The organism is Planktothrix sp. FACHB-1355 (assembly GCF_014748295.1).
Lineage (GTDB): Bacteria > Cyanobacteriota > Cyanobacteriia > Cyanobacteriales > Aerosakkonemataceae > Aerosakkonema > Aerosakkonema funiforme_A.
In genome coordinates this window covers 1-17,426 of sequence record NZ_JACJUP010000022.1, presented here as the reverse complement: position 1 = coordinate 17,426, position 17,426 = coordinate 1, and the positions used below count along the sequence as shown (strand labels likewise).

Sequence of the window (17,426 nt, the reverse complement as noted above, 5' to 3'; positions counted from 1 at the left end):
TCGCAATACTTTTGCTAGCGCATCACGATCAGATCGCAAACCTTCGTAAAAGAAGAATACTTCGCCGGAAATACCGCGAGAACGATTGTAGCCAATTGCCTGTAACAAATACTCCGGACTGATGCGGTAAGACGAACCGATATTCATCAAAATACCTGGTGCTAAACGCTGAATTTGTTCCGAACTAAACTGTTCTATGACGAGTTTATCTACAAGATATTTATAACTATTGAAATCGCGACGATACAACTGCGGGTGAATAATATCCACCAATCCTTTATCTAGCCAAGCTTTAGTATCTTGTAGATATTCTTGCCATCCCCAATCATAAATACTCGGTGCCATAGACACCAATAAAGTAGGATTAATAGCTTTGACTTCGCCATATATACGAGCCAAAAAATCCGTGAGTAAATCGGCACGCCAATGTAACCAAGAACGATGTTTGCAATTGTGGGGCGGATGGCAATTAAACTCTTGCTGATAGCGCCAAACAGTTAAAGAATCGTAGCCGCCTTCTGAGGGTAATGCAGGCAGTCGATCGTCTCCTTGAATCCCAGCGATATCGTAATTTTTGACAACTTCCAAAATGAGACTGAGCAGAAAATCTTGCACTTCCGGATGAAAAGCATTCATCCATTCAAAATTGTTCTTTTTAAGCAAATTGCCATTGCGATCGCGTGCAGCCCAATCAGGCTTTTTCGCCAACAAATGTCCGCCATTCTGATTGTAGGAACTGGCAAATCCATATTCAAACCAAGGAATAACAGCAATTCCTACACGATCGGCTTCGATAGTCAATTCAGCTAAAGGATCGCGTCCTTTGTAACGCGGGTCGATTTCAACTCCAAACAATTCTCTCATCACTTGGCTGGGATAAACCGTAAATCCCTTACTCCAAACAACGGGAAATACTACATTGAAACCTGTTTCTGCGAGAAAATTCATTGCTTGTGCAATGCGTTGCCGAGAAGTGAGAACTAAGCAATCTGTGTTAGGAAGCCAGACACCGCGTATTTTCATTAGCTTTTTTGAATAACTGCGATAAGAGCAATGGATCGGTCATAATTATCCTGCCGCAAAGACCATCTGGGCCTACGGTAATCACTGCCAACCTGTAAAAGTAACCGCTTCCTGTCTCCCTTGTCTGCCGCTCTTTGCCACCAATTGCTAAATTGGTGGGAGAGCAAGTACATTGCCTCGCTCTCCCCCAAGATACCTTTTCAGCTGCAACCTTATTCTTTATAGATTAGGAACGGACTACAACAGTGGTTAACGCCCTCAAGAATCTATTTTCCAAGCGCAAACCAGGAATTGGAATCGAATTAGCGCCAGAACGGATAAATATAGCCCAACTGCGTAAGCAAGGCCAGGGCTTTAAATTAGTAACTTTGCACTCGGTAGAAGTTCCGGAAGGAGTCTTTCAAGAAGGACAGATTCTCGACCCACCGACAATGGCCGAACTCATCCAAACAGCGCTAGCGGATAAAAAAATTAAAGCCACTCGCGTTGCCACAGCCATACCGGGAGCTGCTGGAGCGATCGTCAGGATTATACCCGTTCCCGCCGAGCTTGATGAGCGAGAACTCCGAGATATGGTACTCAATCACGAAGCCAGCCTGTACTTACCATTTCCTCGCGAAGAAGCCGATGTCGATTATCAGAAACTGGGTTTCTTCACGGATGAGGATGGCATAGAAAAAGTGCAGGTGCTGCTAGCCGCCGTCCGCGAAGACGTAACCAATACTTATATCGAAACGTTCAAGCAAGCTGGATTGCAGTTAGACGTACTGGAGATTAATAGTTTTGCCCTGATTCGGACAATTCGAGAGCAACTGCGGCAATTTTCTTCCCAAGAAGCCGCTGTGCTAGTAAACATCGAATTTGAGAGTACCGAAATAGCGATTATTGTGGATGGTGTGCCCCAATTTTCCCGCACCGTTGCGATCGGGATGTTCCAAATTCAGAGTGCCCTCAGCCGTGCGATGAATTTACCCGCTTCTCGCAACACCGACTTGCTCAAAGGGATGACAATTCCTACAGCCCCAGTGGATGCGGTGCGGAGCGGCTCAACTGGACTCAATCCGGGAATGGCTGCGATGATGAGAGTTTTGGGCGAACTAGCCGACGAACTGCGCCGCTCGATCGACTTTTATCTCAATCAAAGCAACAATCTAGAAGTAGCCCAGTTACTGCTGGCAGGTCCCGGCGGTGGAATTGGACAGCTCGATGAATTTTTCACATCGCGGTTAAGCTTGCCTACAACGCAAGTAGACCCGGTGGCGGCTTTATCCCTAGAAGTAAGCGAAGAAATACCCGCAGTGCAGCGACCGGGATTGGGAGTTGTACTCGGTTTAGGATTACGAGAGGTTTAAAAAGATGTACAGTCTTGAAGTTAATTTTCTTAAAGATCGCGAAGGTATTCTACCACCACCACCAGGTGGTGGTGGTCCGACGAGACCACCAGTACCCGTCAACCAAAAAATGCTGATGTTTGCGGGGGTAGCGGTAGGTATCCTTTTGCCACTGGCAGCAGGCGGTGCGTGGTTATTTTTAGATAACCAAATACAACAGCTCATATCAAGAGGAGCAACTCTGGATCAAGAGTTAGGCGGATTGCAGGCACAAGAGAAGCAGAGAGACGAACTGTTGGCTAAATTTGGTCAGATCCAGTCTGAAACGAAAGATTTAGCTACGGTATTCGATCAAATGAAGCCTTGGTCTGCCATACTCCAGGATGTTCGCGATCGACTGCCACCAGGAGTACAAGTTACAACTATTACACAAACCAAAGCCCCACCTCCCACAGCCCCAGCAGCTCCCCCGCAGGGTACCCCTGCCCAGCCTGCTGCAACCCCACCAACCACAGACAGAATTGAGCTTGTTGGTGTCGCCAACTCGTTCAGCAATGTGAACGATTTAGTACTGACACTTCAAAAATCCTCATTTTTTAAAGATACAGACACAAAGCTCATCTCCGCTGCATTGATCGACAATCCCATCCAGCTATACGTGCCCCCATCTCAGACAGGCTCTACCGCTAGTTTTCAGCCGCCAAAACTACCAAAAGTAGTGCAATTCAAAATCGAAACTTACCAAAGCGAAAAGCCAGCAACTGAAATGCTCAAAGAGCTGGAAACTAAAGGTGCATTGGGACTGGTAACTCGCGTCGAAAACCTTCAACAACAAGGAGTCCTGAAAAAATGACAGTCGCTGAAAATTTTCCCGGTCAAGGCTCAGGGGATGCCGACTCTAGTTCTCCCAGTGTATTTGGGATTCAGTTGACGCCGCCTGTAATTGGCGCTCTCGTTGCCGTTCTCGGTTTGGCGGGAGCGGGTTTCCTCACCTTTCAGTTAGTCATGCCAAAGTTGGAAGAGTACAACACGAAAAAAGCAGAAATTCAAACAAAAGAGGAAAAAAAGAAAAACCTAGAAAAAATCAAAGAAGAGGTCAAAGCGGCAGAAGTAAAAGTGGCAGATGCGGAACGTCAAAAAGCAGGCGTAACAGCTCTGTTTGCCAATCCTAAAAGCTTAAACACCCTGCTGTTCGATCTCAACAAAAGCATTGATGCGAGAAATAGCAATCTACCAGAAGACAGAATCAAGGCAAGGTTGACAAAATTTGAGCCAGACCCCACGTCTTCCGGTATAGTCTATGACAGTTCTTTCGGAGCGCAGATTAACGGTAAAATATACCGTCAGGTCTACAACGTGCAGGTGGAAGGAACCTTCGATCAGATTAGGTTATTTCTGATCGACTTGGAGCGCCAGAAGTCTCTCTCTGTCGTTAAAGAATTGAAGAGTACATTAGCAGAAACAACTCAAAGAATAGCAGTTGACCAGCAAGATGGCAAAATAGTGCCGATCGGCAATCCGGAAACCAAAATCAGCACATCTTTTAAACTGCAAGTACTCAGACCTCTTACTCCAGAGGAACAAAAATCGGTAGCACCAGCGCCAGCAACATCGGGGGCATCACCGTCACCAGCGCCAACCAAATAATAAACAGAAGTAGCTGTTGATGCGGCGACGAGAAAAACAAGGTGTAAACTTCTGGTAAAGCGAGAAAGACAATAAACTTTCCAGCATATACCAATTTGATATTTGTGTGAGGAGGAAAGGGTGAAACAGCATCAAGGAATAGCCGGAGTAATAATCGGGGGAGGAGCGCTTCTCCTTGCCAGCCAGCCAGTATGGGCAGCGGCAACCCAAGTGACGGGAGTGCGACTAAAACCAACAGATAAGGGCGTTCAACTCGTTCTGGAGACCCAAGAAGGCGATCGGCCCCAAATATTCACAGTGCCTCGCCGCAACGCCTTCGTGGTAGACATCACCAACGCGCAACTGCGCCTAAGAGAAGGCAACAATTTCAGGCAGCAAAACCCCACCCCAGGCATCGCTTCCGTTGCAGTCACCCAATTAGATGCCAACAGCATCCGGGTCACCGTCACCGGGATCGACAGCGCTCCCACAGGACAAGTTGCCAGTAGGGAAGCTCAAGCCATCACCCTCAACTTCAACACTGCTGGGGCTTCCGTAGCAGCTTCTCCAGGAGCCCCCACAGCAACCCGACCCACCACCACTCCTACCTTAAACTCAACACCAACAGCACAAACTCCAGCAGCGCCAGCTCCAGCAGCGCCAGCTCCAGCCGCACAAACCCCAGATATTTTAGTTCCCAACCCACAAATTACCTATGAAGGCGGGCCGGCACCAGCAGCCGGTACAATCCAACCTGCTAGCCCCGCCCCACCATTCTTGCCCAGAGCAGTTGCGCCACCAGTAGGAGACATAGCGGTTTCGGAAGTCGATCCCACCGCTAGCGTCATCGATCTCGGCACGCCCGAACGCATTCCCCGCCTACTGCTGCGGGATGCTCCCATCCGAGAGGTTTTATCGCTGCTCTCCCGCGCCGCTAACCGTAACATCGTATTTGTAACCCCGCAAACAGGCGCTGGAGCCCAAGGACAAACTCAACAAGGCCAGCCCGGACAAACTCCGGGAGCTACCCCCTCCCTAGATGGCACTATTTCCTTAGATATTGAAAATGAACCTCTGCAAGATGTGTTCAACACCGTTTTGCGAATTACCGGTTTGCAAGCTAACGTTCGCGGCAACACCGTCTTTGTAGGGTCAAGCTTACCAGAAGCAGCCGCCAATATTGTGGTGCGGAGCCTGCGACTCAATCAAGTCGCCGTCACCGATGCGGCGAACTTTTTAACCGCCCAAGGAGCAGAAACGCAGCTGCCAATTACTCGCGTCCAAATCCAAACTATTGGAGAAGGGGCAGCTGCCAGAACAGTCGAAATTAGAGAACCCGACATTAAGGTACTCAGAGCCCAAAGAGGAAATGGCCCCCTGATCCTTTCCGGTTTGTCCATCCTTGCCGACCAGCGTCTCAACGCTATTACCCTGGTCGGTGACCCCCGTAAGGTCGAAATCGCTTCGGCGTTTTTGTCGCAGCTCGATGCTCGCCGTCGCCAAGTAGCAGTGAATGTCAAGATTGTCGATATCAACTTAGACAACACGGATACGGCTGGTACCAGTTTCTCTTTCGGACTGGGTAAAAGCTTTTTTACATTTGACCAAGGAGCAGCAGTCGTTAATTTTGGCGATACCAGACCGGCTACGGCGGGAGAAGCGACTGGTAGTCTGTTCAGTGCTCCTGTCATTCAAAGTCCCTTTACTGGCAACGGTGCTTTCTTAGATGCTCAGCAAAACGCTCCCTTTAGCCGCAGCACAGGAGCTCCAACATCACCTACGACCACTCTTTTTCAAGGTCTTTTACCCCGCGCTCCTTTTGGTACAGATATCAACCCTTTGCAACCGGGTGTTAGTACTATATCGGGTAACCAAATTACATACGCGCTGCCACAGCTGTTCCAGTTCCCCACCCGATTCTTATCACAACTGCGGGCTCAGATTGTCAGTGGCAACGCCAAGATTTTGACCGATCCGACTTTGGTGATCCAAGAAGGAGAAACTGCCAGAGTCAACTTAGGCCAAGAAGTGATCACAAATCAATCTGTCCAACAGCAAACCACTGGTAACACTACGAGTTTTACGGTAAGTACAGAAAAAGGAACTGTTGGTCTAACCCTTCAGATCCAGGTCAATCGCATTGACGATAACGGCTTCATTACTCTGAATGTGAATCCGAGCGTAACAGCACCCAGCAGCACCTCAATTATCGGTCCTGGCTCACTCGCAGGTGGTGTCACAATTTCGTTGCTCTCCAGAAGGGATTTGGTATCTGGACAAGTTCGTCTGCGAGATGGTCAGACGCTGATTCTGTCGGGCATTATTCAGGATCAAGACCGAACATCCGTCAGCAAAGTGCCTATCTTAGGTGATATTCCTATCCTTGGTGCCCTGTTTAGACGCACAAATAGAACAAATACGCGAGCTGAGGTGATCGTGATGTTGACACCTCAAATTCTCGATGACTCGGCTAATTCACCGTTTGGCTACCGATACAGGCCAGGGCCAGAAGTGCAGCAAATGCTACAGCGGGGCGGTTTTACTCCTCCCGGTAGCAATCGGTAGTCTAGGGGCTAGAAAGTTAAAAGTCACTCATTCAAAAGTCAAAAGTCAAAAGTCAAAGAGAGAAACGGGGGAATGGGGAAGTGGGGGAGCGGGAGAATAAATCTCTTCCCTTTTCTCCCTTTCCCCCTTCCCCCTTTCCCCCTTTCCCCTCTTCCCTAACCCCTAACCCCTTTCTTTTGACTTCAAAAACACGCTTTTGAGTCAAGGCTCACCTAAAAAACTCCTGAAATCCATATATCTTAAAGGTTCCGTCGATCCATATTCGGCAAGTACACCTTAGAATAGGGCAGTGAAACTTCGCTTTGATGAGCGTTTCAGCGATTTTAAGTTGAAAGGTGCGCTCATTGCTGAAGAATTTGGTCTTCTTCAGGAGACTTAAACTCGTTCAGCTGCCCCACGCCAACGCCTGTTGGATGGGGCTTACAAGTCACTAAAAGCAGATTCTAAGGAGTTCGAGCAAGAAAATGAACAAAGGCGAATTAGTCGATGTCGTAGCTGAAAAGGCTAATGTGACTAAAAAACAAGCGGATGCTGTCCTCACAGCTGCTTTGGAAGCAATTGTGGAAGCGGTGTCCTCTGGTGATAAAGTAACGCTGGTGGGTTTTGGCTCTTTTGAGCCTCGCGAACGCAAGGCTCGCGAAGGCCGAAATCCCAAAACTGGGGATAAAATGGAAATTCCAGCGACTAAGGTGCCTGCCTTTTCTCCTGGCAAGCTGTTTAAGGAAAAAGTCGCGCCACAGAACTGATCGTTTTACCCAGACAAATTCTTTGTTGAATCGACCGCTGCATGGGGGGAATATCGCTTGGGCAGCCGCGCTGGCAGGCTGTTCCCCTACTGCTATTGTTGATTTCTCGGCTAGTATCAACCCCTTGGGGCCACCCGAATCGGCTCTCGCAGCGATTCAAGCGAACTTGAGCTATCTAGCAGCCTATCCAGACCCCGACTATCAGCAGTTGCGGGCGTGTCTGTCAGAGGTACATAACTTACCATCTGACTGGATACTGCCCGGTAACGGTTCTGCCGAACTGCTGACTTGGGCGTGCTGGGATTTGTCTAAATTCCAGAAAACTTATCTGGTAACGCCTGCTTTTGGCGACTATTTGCGGGCTCTAAAGGCTTTTGGCGCGTCGGTAGTGGAGTGCCCTTTAGCAGATGGGGACTGGGGAATGGGGGATAGGGGATGGCAGCAGAAGTTTCCAATTCCCAATTCCCAATTCCCGATTCCTAATTCCCAACAAGGTTTGCTGTTGAATAACCCTCACAATCCTACAGGTCAGCTGTTTTTAAGGGAGACTATTGTGCCACTACTGGAGCAATTTGCTTTGGTAGTTGTGGATGAAGCGTTTATGGATTTTCTGCCTCCCGATCGTCAGGAAAGTCTGATCCCGTTGGTGCAGGAATACTCGAATTTGGTCATCCTGCGAAGTCTCACCAAGTTCTACAGCTTGCCTGGTTTGCGACTCGGTTATGCGATCGCTCATCCCTCTAGACTGCGATGCTGGCAGCAGTGGCGCGACCCTTGGCCGGTGAACGTTTTAGCCGCCGCTGCGGCAGAAGCTGTCGTCAAGGATAGGGTGTTTCAGCAGCAAACTTGGAACTGGCTTGAGAAAGCTCGCACTCAGCTGTTTGAAGGCGTCGATCGGCTAGCTGGGTTGCATCCTTACCCCAGCGCTGCTAACTTCTTGCTGGTGCAGTCGTCTTTGCCCAGTACGCGGGTGCAGGAAAAGTTACTCAAACACAGTCAGATTCTCATTCGCGACTGCAAGAGTTTTCCGGAACTGGGCGATCGCTACTTCCGGGTAGCGGTTCGCTCTCTTGCTGATAACCAACGCCTGATCGATGGGTTGAGAGAAATCCTTACCGACGAAGTTGGGGAGAATTTCAGATTTTAGATTTTAGATTTTAGATTTTAGATTTCAAATTTCAATTTGAAATCTGAAATTTGAAATCTGAAATTCCTAATTCCTTTCATCCAAAATCGAAAATCCAAAATCGTATGGTTGACTACGATGTCGTTGCGATCGGAGGCAGTCCGGCTGGACTTTATACCGCCGTCGCAGCAACTTACCTCAAAGCCCGCGTTGCCTTGGTAGCATCTCCGCTACTCGGTTCCACTTGGTCTGAGTCTGGCTCTAAATGCAGCAAAGCTTTTACCCAGGTGGGACGGGTTGCCCATCAAATCCGGGAAGCGCCATCTTTTGGTGTGTTTTGGGATTCAGGCCCAGAGTCTGTAGGTATGGGTGTAGGAGTACGATTTGCGGAGGCTTTGAAGTGGGCTAAAGGTGTGGTCTCCGCTCTGGACGAACAGCATTCCCCTGCTGTTCTCGCTTCTCTGGGTGTAGATGTCATTTTTGGCGAAGGTGAGTTCTGCCGCAAACCACATTTTGCCTTTGTTGTCAACGGTCAGCCTTTGCGATCGCGCACTTATGCGATCGCGACTGGCTCTCGTTCTGTCATTCCAGATATTGACGGGCTGCAAAGCACTGGTTACCTTACGCCCGATACTATCTGGCAGCAGACAAATACTAACTTGCCCAAAAGCTTGATTTTTATCGGTGGCGACCCGGTGGGGATAGAACTGGCTCAAACCTTTGCCCGTTTGGGCTCTCGCGTGACGGTGGTGGTCAACAGTCCTCATATCTTAACTAAGGAAGACCCGGAAGCCGCACGTTTGATTCAAGCACAGTTGGAAGCTGAGGGCGTCCGCGTTCTGACGGGACATCCGGTGACTCAGGTAAAATGGATTGACGATCAAAAGTGGATTCAAGCGGGCGATCGGGCGATCGAAGCTGATGAAATTGTTGTTACTGTCGGTCAGCAGCCAAATGTCGATTCTTTAAACCTCGAAGGTGTTGGTGTCAAGTTCGATCGCCACGGCATTCGCGTTAACCAAATGTTACAAACTACCAATCACCGCATCTATGCTTGCGGTGATGTTTTGGGCGGTTACCGTTTTGCTCACGTAGCCAATTACGAAGCGCGTATCGCTCTTAAAAATATGTTGTTCTTCCCTTTTTTCAAGGTTGATTACCGCCATATTCCTTGGGCTATCTTTTCCGATCCGGAACTAGCACGGGTAGGTTTGACGGAAGAACAAGCCAAACGCCGCTACGGTGATGATGATGTCTTTGTGTTACGCCGCTTTTTTAAGGCTGTGGATAAGGCGCAGATGCGCGGTGAAACTACTGGTTTTTGCAAAATTCTGGTTCTTAAGAGTGGTGAAATTTTGGGTGTGCATTTGGTTGGCCCACAAGCTAGTGAGTTGATTCACGTTTTTTCTCTGGCTATGCAGGAACGGATTAAGATTAAGGCGATCGCCAATCTCTCTTCTATCTTTCCCTCTCTCTCTGAAATCAACTCTCAAACTGCTGCTGACTGGGGTAATCTCCGCCTCGATCGCAATTCTTCTATGCAAGACTTTCTCGAAAACTTCTTCAATTTCCGTCGCTCTTGGTCTCGTTAGCTTTGTTTCTGTTCTAACTGCATATAAAGAGGGAAAATACTTTACTTTTCCTGGGCGCTTGTTGTATACTTACTTATATAATGGGAATATTTACTTAAATATTATTTTTGCTAATATTTCCATTATATAAATGATACCATAACATAGAGAGTTTTTTGCAAAAACTTTTTTTATATTTACATTCAAACAATTTGTTTGAAAGAAGAATGTACTGGTATAGTGGCAAGCTAATTGAAAGCAGCAAGATCGAAGTAGGGATAGACGATCCGGGGTTACTTTACGGAGCGAGTGTGTTCACGACGCTACGGGTGTACGATCGCTCATTGGATAGTGGCAAGACAAATTGGGGGGGACACTGCGATCGCATTCGTTGCAGTTTGGCAAGATTTGGTTGGCAGATGCCAGACTGGGAAAGAGTTAGGCAAGGTGCAGAGACTTTGAAAGCCGACTTTCCAGTATTGAGAATCGCCATATTTCCGGATGGACGAGAATGGATTGTAGGAAGACAATTACCAGAGGATTTGACCGATCGCCAACAGTCGGGTGTAGTAGCTTGGCTAGCAGAAGCGTCCCAATATCGCCGTTCCTTAGCAGAACACAAAACAGGTAACTACCTGTCGGCTTGGCTGGCATTGAGAGAAGCGCAACAATACGGAGCTAAAGAAGCGATTTTGCTAGATTCATCGGGAAATTGGTTAGAAACCAGCACAGGAAACCTTTGGGGCTGGCGAGACGGCAGATGGTGGACACCGCCCCTGGAAGCGGGAATTTTAGCAGGACTGATGAGATCGCAACTAATTGCCGGACTGAAAAGTCAAAATGAGGTAGTAGAGGAAAAACCTTGGAGCGCGGATCTAGTGGCAGGTTTTGAAGCGATCGCCTACAGCAACAGCGTTGTAGAAGTCGTTCCCATCCACAAGATTATCAAGAAAGAGGGGGAAAGCGGGAGAGGGGGAGAGCAGGGGAAATTGACCGATGCCCCATGCCCCATTCCCCATGCCCTATCCTCTTCTCATATTTGCTTCCAGAAACTGAGAGAATCCATAACCGATCGGTTGCCATTTTCTCAGATAGGTTAAAATAAATTTACATAAGTTAAATAGAAAAACTCCTCAGACGATAAAACCCCAGGAGGATAGATCGAGAGTGAATAAACAATGGAGAAATGCAGGGCTGTACGCACTATTAGCCCTAGTTGTGGTAGCATTGGCCACCGCATTTTTTGACAACAAGCAACCCCAGCGAGAGACTTGGCGTTACAGTGAGTTCCTCCAAAAAGTCGAAAGCAAACAAGTAGGGAAAGTCAGTATTAGTGCCGATCGGTCTACGGCCCGCGTCCAAGCCGCAAACGGCAACAAGGTCATAGTCAATCTTCCGAATGACCCGGAACTGTTCAACTTTCTGACTAAAAACAACGTTGATATAACAGTATTACCTCCGAGCGACGACGCCTTCTGGCTGAGGGCTTTGAGCAGTTTATTCTTCCCAATCCTGCTATTAGTGGGATTATTCTTTTTGTTGCGCCGCGCCCAGAATGGCCCGGGTTCCCAGGCAATGAACTTTGGCAAATCGAAAGCCAGAGTGCAAATGGAACCGCAAACGCAAGTCACCTTTGGGGATGTGGCGGGTATCGACCAAGCCAAACTGGAACTCAACGAAGTAGTTGACTTTCTTAAAAACGCCGATCGCTTCACCGCTATTGGAGCTAAAATTCCCAAAGGCGTATTGCTAGTTGGGCCTCCGGGTACAGGTAAAACACTGCTAGCCCGTGCTGTAGCTGGTGAAGCAGGAGTTCCCTTCTTCTCGATTTCCGGTTCCGAGTTTGTCGAAATGTTCGTGGGTGTCGGTGCTTCTCGCGTCCGCGACTTGTTTGAACAAGCGAAAGCCAATGCGCCCTGCATCGTCTTCATTGATGAAATTGATGCTGTCGGTCGTCAGCGCGGTGCCGGTTTGGGCGGCGGTAACGACGAACGGGAACAAACCCTCAACCAGTTGCTGACGGAGATGGATGGTTTTGAGGGCAATACCGGCATCATTATTATTGCAGCAACAAACCGTCCCGATGTACTGGATGCGGCACTGCTGCGTCCGGGTCGTTTTGACAGACAAGTGGTGGTAGACAGACCGGACTTTGCCGGACGTTTGGAAATTCTCAAAGTTCACGCACGCGGTAAGACTTTGGCGCAAGATGTGGATTTAGAAAAGATTGCGCGTCGGAGTCCCGGTTTTACTGGTGCGGACTTGTCCAATTTGCTCAACGAAGCGGCTATTTTGGCAGCGCGTCGCAATTTGACGGAAATCTCGATGGATGAAGTCAACGATGCGATCGATCGCGTGTTGGCTGGCCCAGAGAAGAAAGACCGGGTGATCAGCGAGAAGCGCAAAGCTGTGGTAGCATATCACGAAGCCGGACACGCAGTTGTCGGTGCTTTAATGCCGGACTTTGACCCAGTGCAAAAGATCAGCATTATCCCTCGCGGTCAAGCTGGCGGTATTACTTGGTTTACACCTAGCGAAGACCGTTTGGATTCCGGTTTGTTGAGTCGTTCTTATCTGCAAAACCGGATGGCGATGCTGTTAGGCGGTCGAGTTGCAGAAGAAATTGTCTTCGGCGATGAAGAAGTGACGACCGGTGCTTCTAGCGACTTGCAGCAAGTAGCGCGGGTGGCGCGTCAGATGGTGATGCGATTTGGGATGAGCGATCGCGTCGGACAAGTTGCTTTGGGTCGTCAGCAAGGTAATATGTTCTTGGGTCGCGATATCATGGCAGAACGCGATTTCTCAGAAGAAACTGCGGCTACTGTTGATGATGAAGTGCGCTGTCTTGTGGATCGAGCTTATCAGCGGGCGAAAGATGTTTTGACAAACAATCGCCATGTACTGAATGAGTTAGCAGCTATGCTGATTGAGAAGGAAACTGTGGACGCCGAAGAACTGCAAGAGTTATTGGCGAATAGCGATGTGCGGATGGCGGCGATCGCTTAATCAATTTTAGATTTTAGATTTTAGATTTTGGATTGAATCTAGAATCTGAATTAAGGGTAATTTGGGGATTTCCTGAATTACCCTGATTTTTTTTTAGAGGTCAAGATTACCTGTAGAGAGCGATGTAAATTTTAATAGAAAAGGAGTTCTTAATGACGAAGAAATGGATTTTATATGACAAAAATGATCGGCAAGTCACTTGGCCAGCTTGCATTAAAAATTTGTCAACTGTTAAAAATGCTTTGGGAGAGGAGTTGCCAACATGGATAAGGCAGGCTTTTAATAAAGAGGGTATTTTTAATGAAGAGAAAATGATTGTTCCGATTCGTCCGATTTCAGTTTTAGGGCAGTGTAGTACAGCCAAATACATTAACTGTCCAAATATGCCTAAACATCACATAGAAAATGCTAGAAATTATGCTAGAGAGGGATATAATCGAGCAAGCTATCTCGATCGCATTGGAAGATATTACTGGTTTGATTTCGATCTGGTTAGCTCGGATGGGACGCTAATAAAACTGCGGATGGTGGTTAATAGAGGCGATGCTGACTGCAATGATGGTATGTGGGGGCAGTTTGGAGACGCAATACAGGGGATCTGATTGCAAACATCATGAGTACTGGTGATATGGAAACAACAATAGCTGTCTCAAAGAAATACATCGATCTGTATAAACCTTATGATATTTGGATTCCTCTTTTGCTCAAGCACATATATGCCAATCATCTAGAATTGGAAAAACTTGTAGACTTAGCAATTCAAATTTGTTTGTATCCGAAAGCAGAGATTACTAATACTGGAGTCAGGTTGCAAGATTGAAAGTAACCTGTCTAAAAATCACTATATCGGAAAAAGATTTTGAGTGGGCTCGCTGCCAAGGCTACATCGGGTGATTGGAGATTAATGTTTGAAAGTTTGAAATCTAATTTCGCGATCGCATTGTATCCTGCAACTTAATGCGATCGCCCAATCGAGTCATGTTTGGTTTCACGCTACCTACTGATTCACAAGCAAGGACTTGACAGAGTGAACTCAACCTACAGCGAGGGGCGATCGCACAAATCCCGATGTAATCCCCGCCATCTAATCCCTGTAGTGCTTTGGCGACTTTTAGACAAATTTACATCTTGTCAAAGGACAGCACGTATCTCGGCTTTACCCCCAGAGACTGCCTCAGCTTCGTTAAACTGGATTTGTCAGCATATATTCTCAATTCCCAAGGCTGGCGGTGGGTAATAGCAGCAGAAAAAGGACGATCGCATGATGAAAAATTCTCGAATCCAAAAATGGATCGGACAGGCACCCAAAAAAGGTTTGGCCGGAACTTTTGCGATGACGGCCAGTTGGTTGATAATGCAGGGTGTTTTGCTGGGAAGTTTACCCCTCGTCGCTTCCGCACAGCAACAGCAGCAGCAATCGCTCACTTACACGGAACTGCTTAAGAAGATAGATGCTGGCGAAGTTACTAAAGTTGAGATCGATCCAACCCAACAGCTTGCCAAAGTCACCTTATTAAAAAATAAAAAGGATAAAAAGCAAGGCACTACGCAGGCGACGGTGAGTGTATTTACGCAAAATCCAGAGCTAATTGCCAGACTGCGCTCCAAGCGCGTAGACTTTTCCGAGCAGCCTACAGCCGATCGCACAGCAGCGATGGGCTTTATAATCAATTTGCTCTTAGTGCTGCTGTTAATCTCCGGATTGCTGATGATTTTGCGGAGATCTGCCAATGCTTCTAACCAAGCGATGAATTTCGGGAAATCCCGCGCTCGCTTCCAGATGGAAGCTAAAACCGGTATCAAGTTCGACGATGTGGCAGGTATCGAAGAAGCTAAAGAAGAACTCGCCGAAGTGGTCACTTTCCTCAAACAGCCGGAACGCTTCAGCGCTGTAGGAGCTCGCATTCCCAAAGGCGTATTGCTGATCGGTCAGCCGGGAACTGGCAAAACCCTGCTGGCGAAGGCAATTGCTGGCGAAGCTGGGGTGCCATTTTTCAGTATCTCCGGTTCGGAATTTGTGGAAATGTTCGTGGGTGTGGGTGCTTCCCGCGTGCGCGACTTGTTCAGAAAAGCGAAAGAAAACGCTCCCTGTCTCGTGTTTATCGATGAAATCGATGCGGTTGGGCGTCAGCGCGGTACGGGTATCGGCGGCGGTAACGATGAAAGAGAGCAAACTCTCAACCAGTTGCTGACGGAAATGGACGGTTTTGAAGGTAATAGCGGTATTATCGTCATCGCCGCTACTAACCGTCCCGACGTTCTCGACGCCGCCTTATTGCGTCCGGGAAGATTCGATCGCCAAATTATTGTCGATCTTCCCGATATCAAAGGGCGTTTGGAGATTTTAAAGGTTCACGCTCGCAATAAGAAACTAGCCCCAGAAGTTTCTCTGGAAGCAGTTGCCCGCCGCACTCCCGGATTTACCGGCGCTGATTTGGCGAATTTGCTCAACGAAGCGGCGATTCTGACAGCGCGTCGGCGCAAAGATGCCATCACCATGTTGGAAGTTAACGATGCCATTGACCGGGTAGTGGCGGGTATGGAACGGACGCCGCTGGTAGATAGCAGTAAGAAACGCTTGATTGCTTATCACGAAGTCGGTCACGCGGTTGTCGGTAGTCTTCTCCCGCAGCACAATCTTTTAGAAAAAGTGACGATTCTGCCTCGCGGACGCGCTTTGGGTTTAACTTGGTTTAGCCCTGGCGAAGAGTTGGGTTTGGAGTCGAAAGCGCAGATTTTGGCTGATATCACCGCTACTATGGGCGGTAGAGCGGCAGAAGAGGTGATTTTTGGTGAGGGCGAAATCACTACCGGTGCGGGGGGTGATTTGGAGGAGGTGACCTCGCTGGCGCGGAAGATGGTGACGCGCTTCGGAATGTCGGACTTGGGGCCTTTGGCGTTGGAAACTCAAGGTAATGAAGTGTTTCTGGGACGCGACTTGGGGGCGAGAGCGGAATATTCGGAAGCAATTGCTACCCGTATTGATGCACAGGTACGCACAATTATTGACCATTGTTACGCCCATGCCAAACAAATTGTGAGATCGAATCGCACTTTGATCGATCGCTTGGTGGATCAACTCGTAGACCAAGAGACAATTGACGGCGATCAATTCCGTAAAATTGTTTCTGAGTATGCAACGTTACCCGAACAACATCAAAAGGGTTGGTCTGTGTTCAGCAATTAGTGGGTAATGGGGAATTTTAGATTTTAGGTTGAAATCCAATCTAAAATCTAAAATTCCTGAATCACCGATTACCACCGATAACCGCGAGGTTGTTGCTGATACATTGCCTGGAGAACTATACCGGGATCGATATAAGTGCCATCGTATTTAAGACCCCAGTGCAAGTGAGGGCCAGTAGTTCTGCCGGTTGTCCCGACTCTGCCAATGCGGATTCCTGCGTTGACCTGCTGTCCTTCCCAGATTTGCAGACCGCTTTCGGGGTCGTTGAGGTAACGTCCTTGGGGGGATGTGGCAGCACGTCCTTTGAGGTGACAGTAAATGTGTTGCCACTCACCCGATTTAATCACAAGTTTGGTTCCGCAAAGGCGATCGTTGGCAATTTCCACAACTTCACCGGTTGACCAACTGCGGATGTAGCTACCTGCGGGTGCGGCAATATCTATGCCGCGATGAAATCCCCATCCGGGGGAACCATCGGGATTTAAGCGATAACCGTAAGCAGATGAATAGCGTTGAAAATTTTCGACTGGGAAAGAGGTGCTTCGCCAATTCGATCGCATTATACTATCTGCAATTTCCATTGCCTTAGCTTTTTCTGCTTGAAATCCCAAAGCGAGAAATGCTATTAAACCCAAGACTGCAAAAAATATAGTTGTGCCAACACGGATTAGGCGTTTGCCCCTTTTCTTTGGGGGTTTCAATTTTTGCTGTTTGCGTTCGCGCCTCAACAACGAAATCAAATGACGCATATGTTCCCTGCGCTACAAAGCGCATTGTGTGAGCGAAAGTTTTATCGGCAGTATTTTATCTCGATCGCTCTCCTCTGATATCGTTTGTTTTGATTACATTTCATTACAGATAAAAACGAGAAATTTGTTCCTTAGTTATACAGATTTGCCGTCAAAAGTGTAATTTAGAGGAGAGAGTGGGAGAGCGGGGTAGTGGGGAAGTGGGGGAAAGAAAGTTAGGCCCACTTGAATGCAACTTGTTATTACGCGATCGAGAATCAGAAATCCGGTTTGTTTTTCGTGCAATGGCAACAATAATATCGTGTCTGGTTTTATCGGTAGTGTCAAAGCGATCGCAAAGATTATCGAGATCGGGGGTTAAATTTTTACCGCAGATGTAAGCAGATAAACGCAGATAAACGCAGATAAATGCAGATAAGAAAGGGATTTTTTTAGATAACCGATTCTACCGGATATGATATAATTCATCAGTTTTACTTCCCCCGCCCCCCCACTC

Annotated in this window: 14 protein-coding genes; 12 read left to right on the top strand and 2 right to left on the bottom strand. The window is 47.9% G+C overall.

The genetic code is table 11. From position 1 onward, the window contains the following. Positions 1-1,023 (bottom strand): family 10 glycosylhydrolase (locus tag H6S82_RS02700; RefSeq protein WP_191056010.1); only part of this gene is annotated, 1,023 nt, incomplete at its 3' end. 245 nt (positions 1,024-1,268) lie between these two features. Here H6S82_RS02700 and pilM point away from each other — a divergent pair. The 12 genes from pilM (at position 1,269) to ftsH (ending at position 16,181) form a co-directional block, all read left to right on the top strand. Continuing rightward, positions 1,269-2,375, top strand: a complete 1,107-nt coding sequence (gene pilM / locus H6S82_RS02695; protein WP_190469201.1) for a type IV pilus assembly protein PilM — start codon at positions 1,269-1,271, stop codon at positions 2,373-2,375. A 4-nt stretch (positions 2,376-2,379) separates the two neighbouring features. Then, positions 2,380-3,207: a PilN domain-containing protein gene (locus tag H6S82_RS02690; protein WP_190469198.1), complete on the top strand. Its 828-nt coding sequence runs from the start codon at positions 2,380-2,382 to the stop codon at positions 3,205-3,207. Further along, on the top strand, positions 3,204-4,001 hold the full coding sequence (locus H6S82_RS02685; RefSeq protein ID WP_190469192.1) for a pilus assembly protein PilO: 798 nt from the start codon (positions 3,204-3,206) through the stop codon (positions 3,999-4,001). Before H6S82_RS02690 ends, H6S82_RS02685 begins: the two co-directional genes overlap by 4 nt. Before the next feature lie 120 nt (positions 4,002-4,121). Further along, entirely contained in the window at positions 4,122-6,545 is a 2,424-nt protein-coding gene (locus tag H6S82_RS02680) for an AMIN domain-containing protein (RefSeq protein ID WP_190469189.1), read from the top strand. A 464-nt stretch (positions 6,546-7,009) separates the two neighbouring features. Further along, positions 7,010-7,291 carry an HU family DNA-binding protein gene (locus tag H6S82_RS02675; protein WP_190469187.1) on the top strand — a complete coding sequence of 94 codons (282 nt, stop codon included), beginning with the start codon at positions 7,010-7,012 and terminating at the stop codon, positions 7,289-7,291. A 25-nt stretch (positions 7,292-7,316) separates the two neighbouring features. Beyond that, complete coding sequence (gene cobD, locus H6S82_RS02670; RefSeq protein WP_190469285.1) at positions 7,317-8,438, top strand: threonine-phosphate decarboxylase CobD; 1,122 nt, start codon at positions 7,317-7,319, stop codon at positions 8,436-8,438. A gap of 104 nt (positions 8,439-8,542) precedes the next feature. After that, entirely contained in the window at positions 8,543-10,009 is a 1,467-nt protein-coding gene (locus H6S82_RS02665; RefSeq protein ID WP_190469184.1) for an FAD-dependent oxidoreductase, read from the top strand. 206 nt (positions 10,010-10,215) lie between these two features. Beyond that, positions 10,216-11,088 (top strand): aminotransferase class IV, encoded by an 873-nt coding sequence (locus tag H6S82_RS02660; protein WP_190469179.1) that lies wholly within the window; start codon positions 10,216-10,218, stop codon positions 11,086-11,088. A 67-nt stretch (positions 11,089-11,155) separates the two neighbouring features. Beyond that, the gene (ftsH3, locus tag H6S82_RS02655) at positions 11,156-12,994 is read left to right on the top strand and encodes an ATP-dependent zinc metalloprotease FtsH3 (protein WP_190469176.1); all 1,839 of its coding nucleotides are present in this window, start codon (positions 11,156-11,158) and stop codon (positions 12,992-12,994) included. A 152-nt stretch (positions 12,995-13,146) separates the two neighbouring features. Next, on the top strand, positions 13,147-13,596 hold the full coding sequence (locus H6S82_RS02650) for a hypothetical protein (RefSeq protein WP_190469173.1): 450 nt from the start codon (positions 13,147-13,149) through the stop codon (positions 13,594-13,596). Positions 13,597-13,607: 11 nt separating this feature from the next. Further along, positions 13,608-13,814: a hypothetical protein gene (locus H6S82_RS02645; protein WP_190469169.1), complete on the top strand. Its 207-nt coding sequence runs from the start codon at positions 13,608-13,610 to the stop codon at positions 13,812-13,814. A gap of 513 nt (positions 13,815-14,327) precedes the next feature. Beyond that, complete coding sequence (gene ftsH / locus H6S82_RS02640) at positions 14,328-16,181, top strand: ATP-dependent zinc metalloprotease FtsH (RefSeq protein ID WP_199315435.1); 1,854 nt, start codon at positions 14,328-14,330, stop codon at positions 16,179-16,181. Positions 16,182-16,249: 68 nt separating this feature from the next. Here ftsH and H6S82_RS02635 read toward each other — a convergent pair whose 3' ends face one another. Continuing rightward, positions 16,250-16,930 (bottom strand): M23 family metallopeptidase, encoded by a 681-nt coding sequence (locus tag H6S82_RS02635; protein ID WP_190469165.1) that lies wholly within the window; start codon positions 16,928-16,930, stop codon positions 16,250-16,252. Positions 16,931-17,426 lie beyond the last annotated feature (496 nt).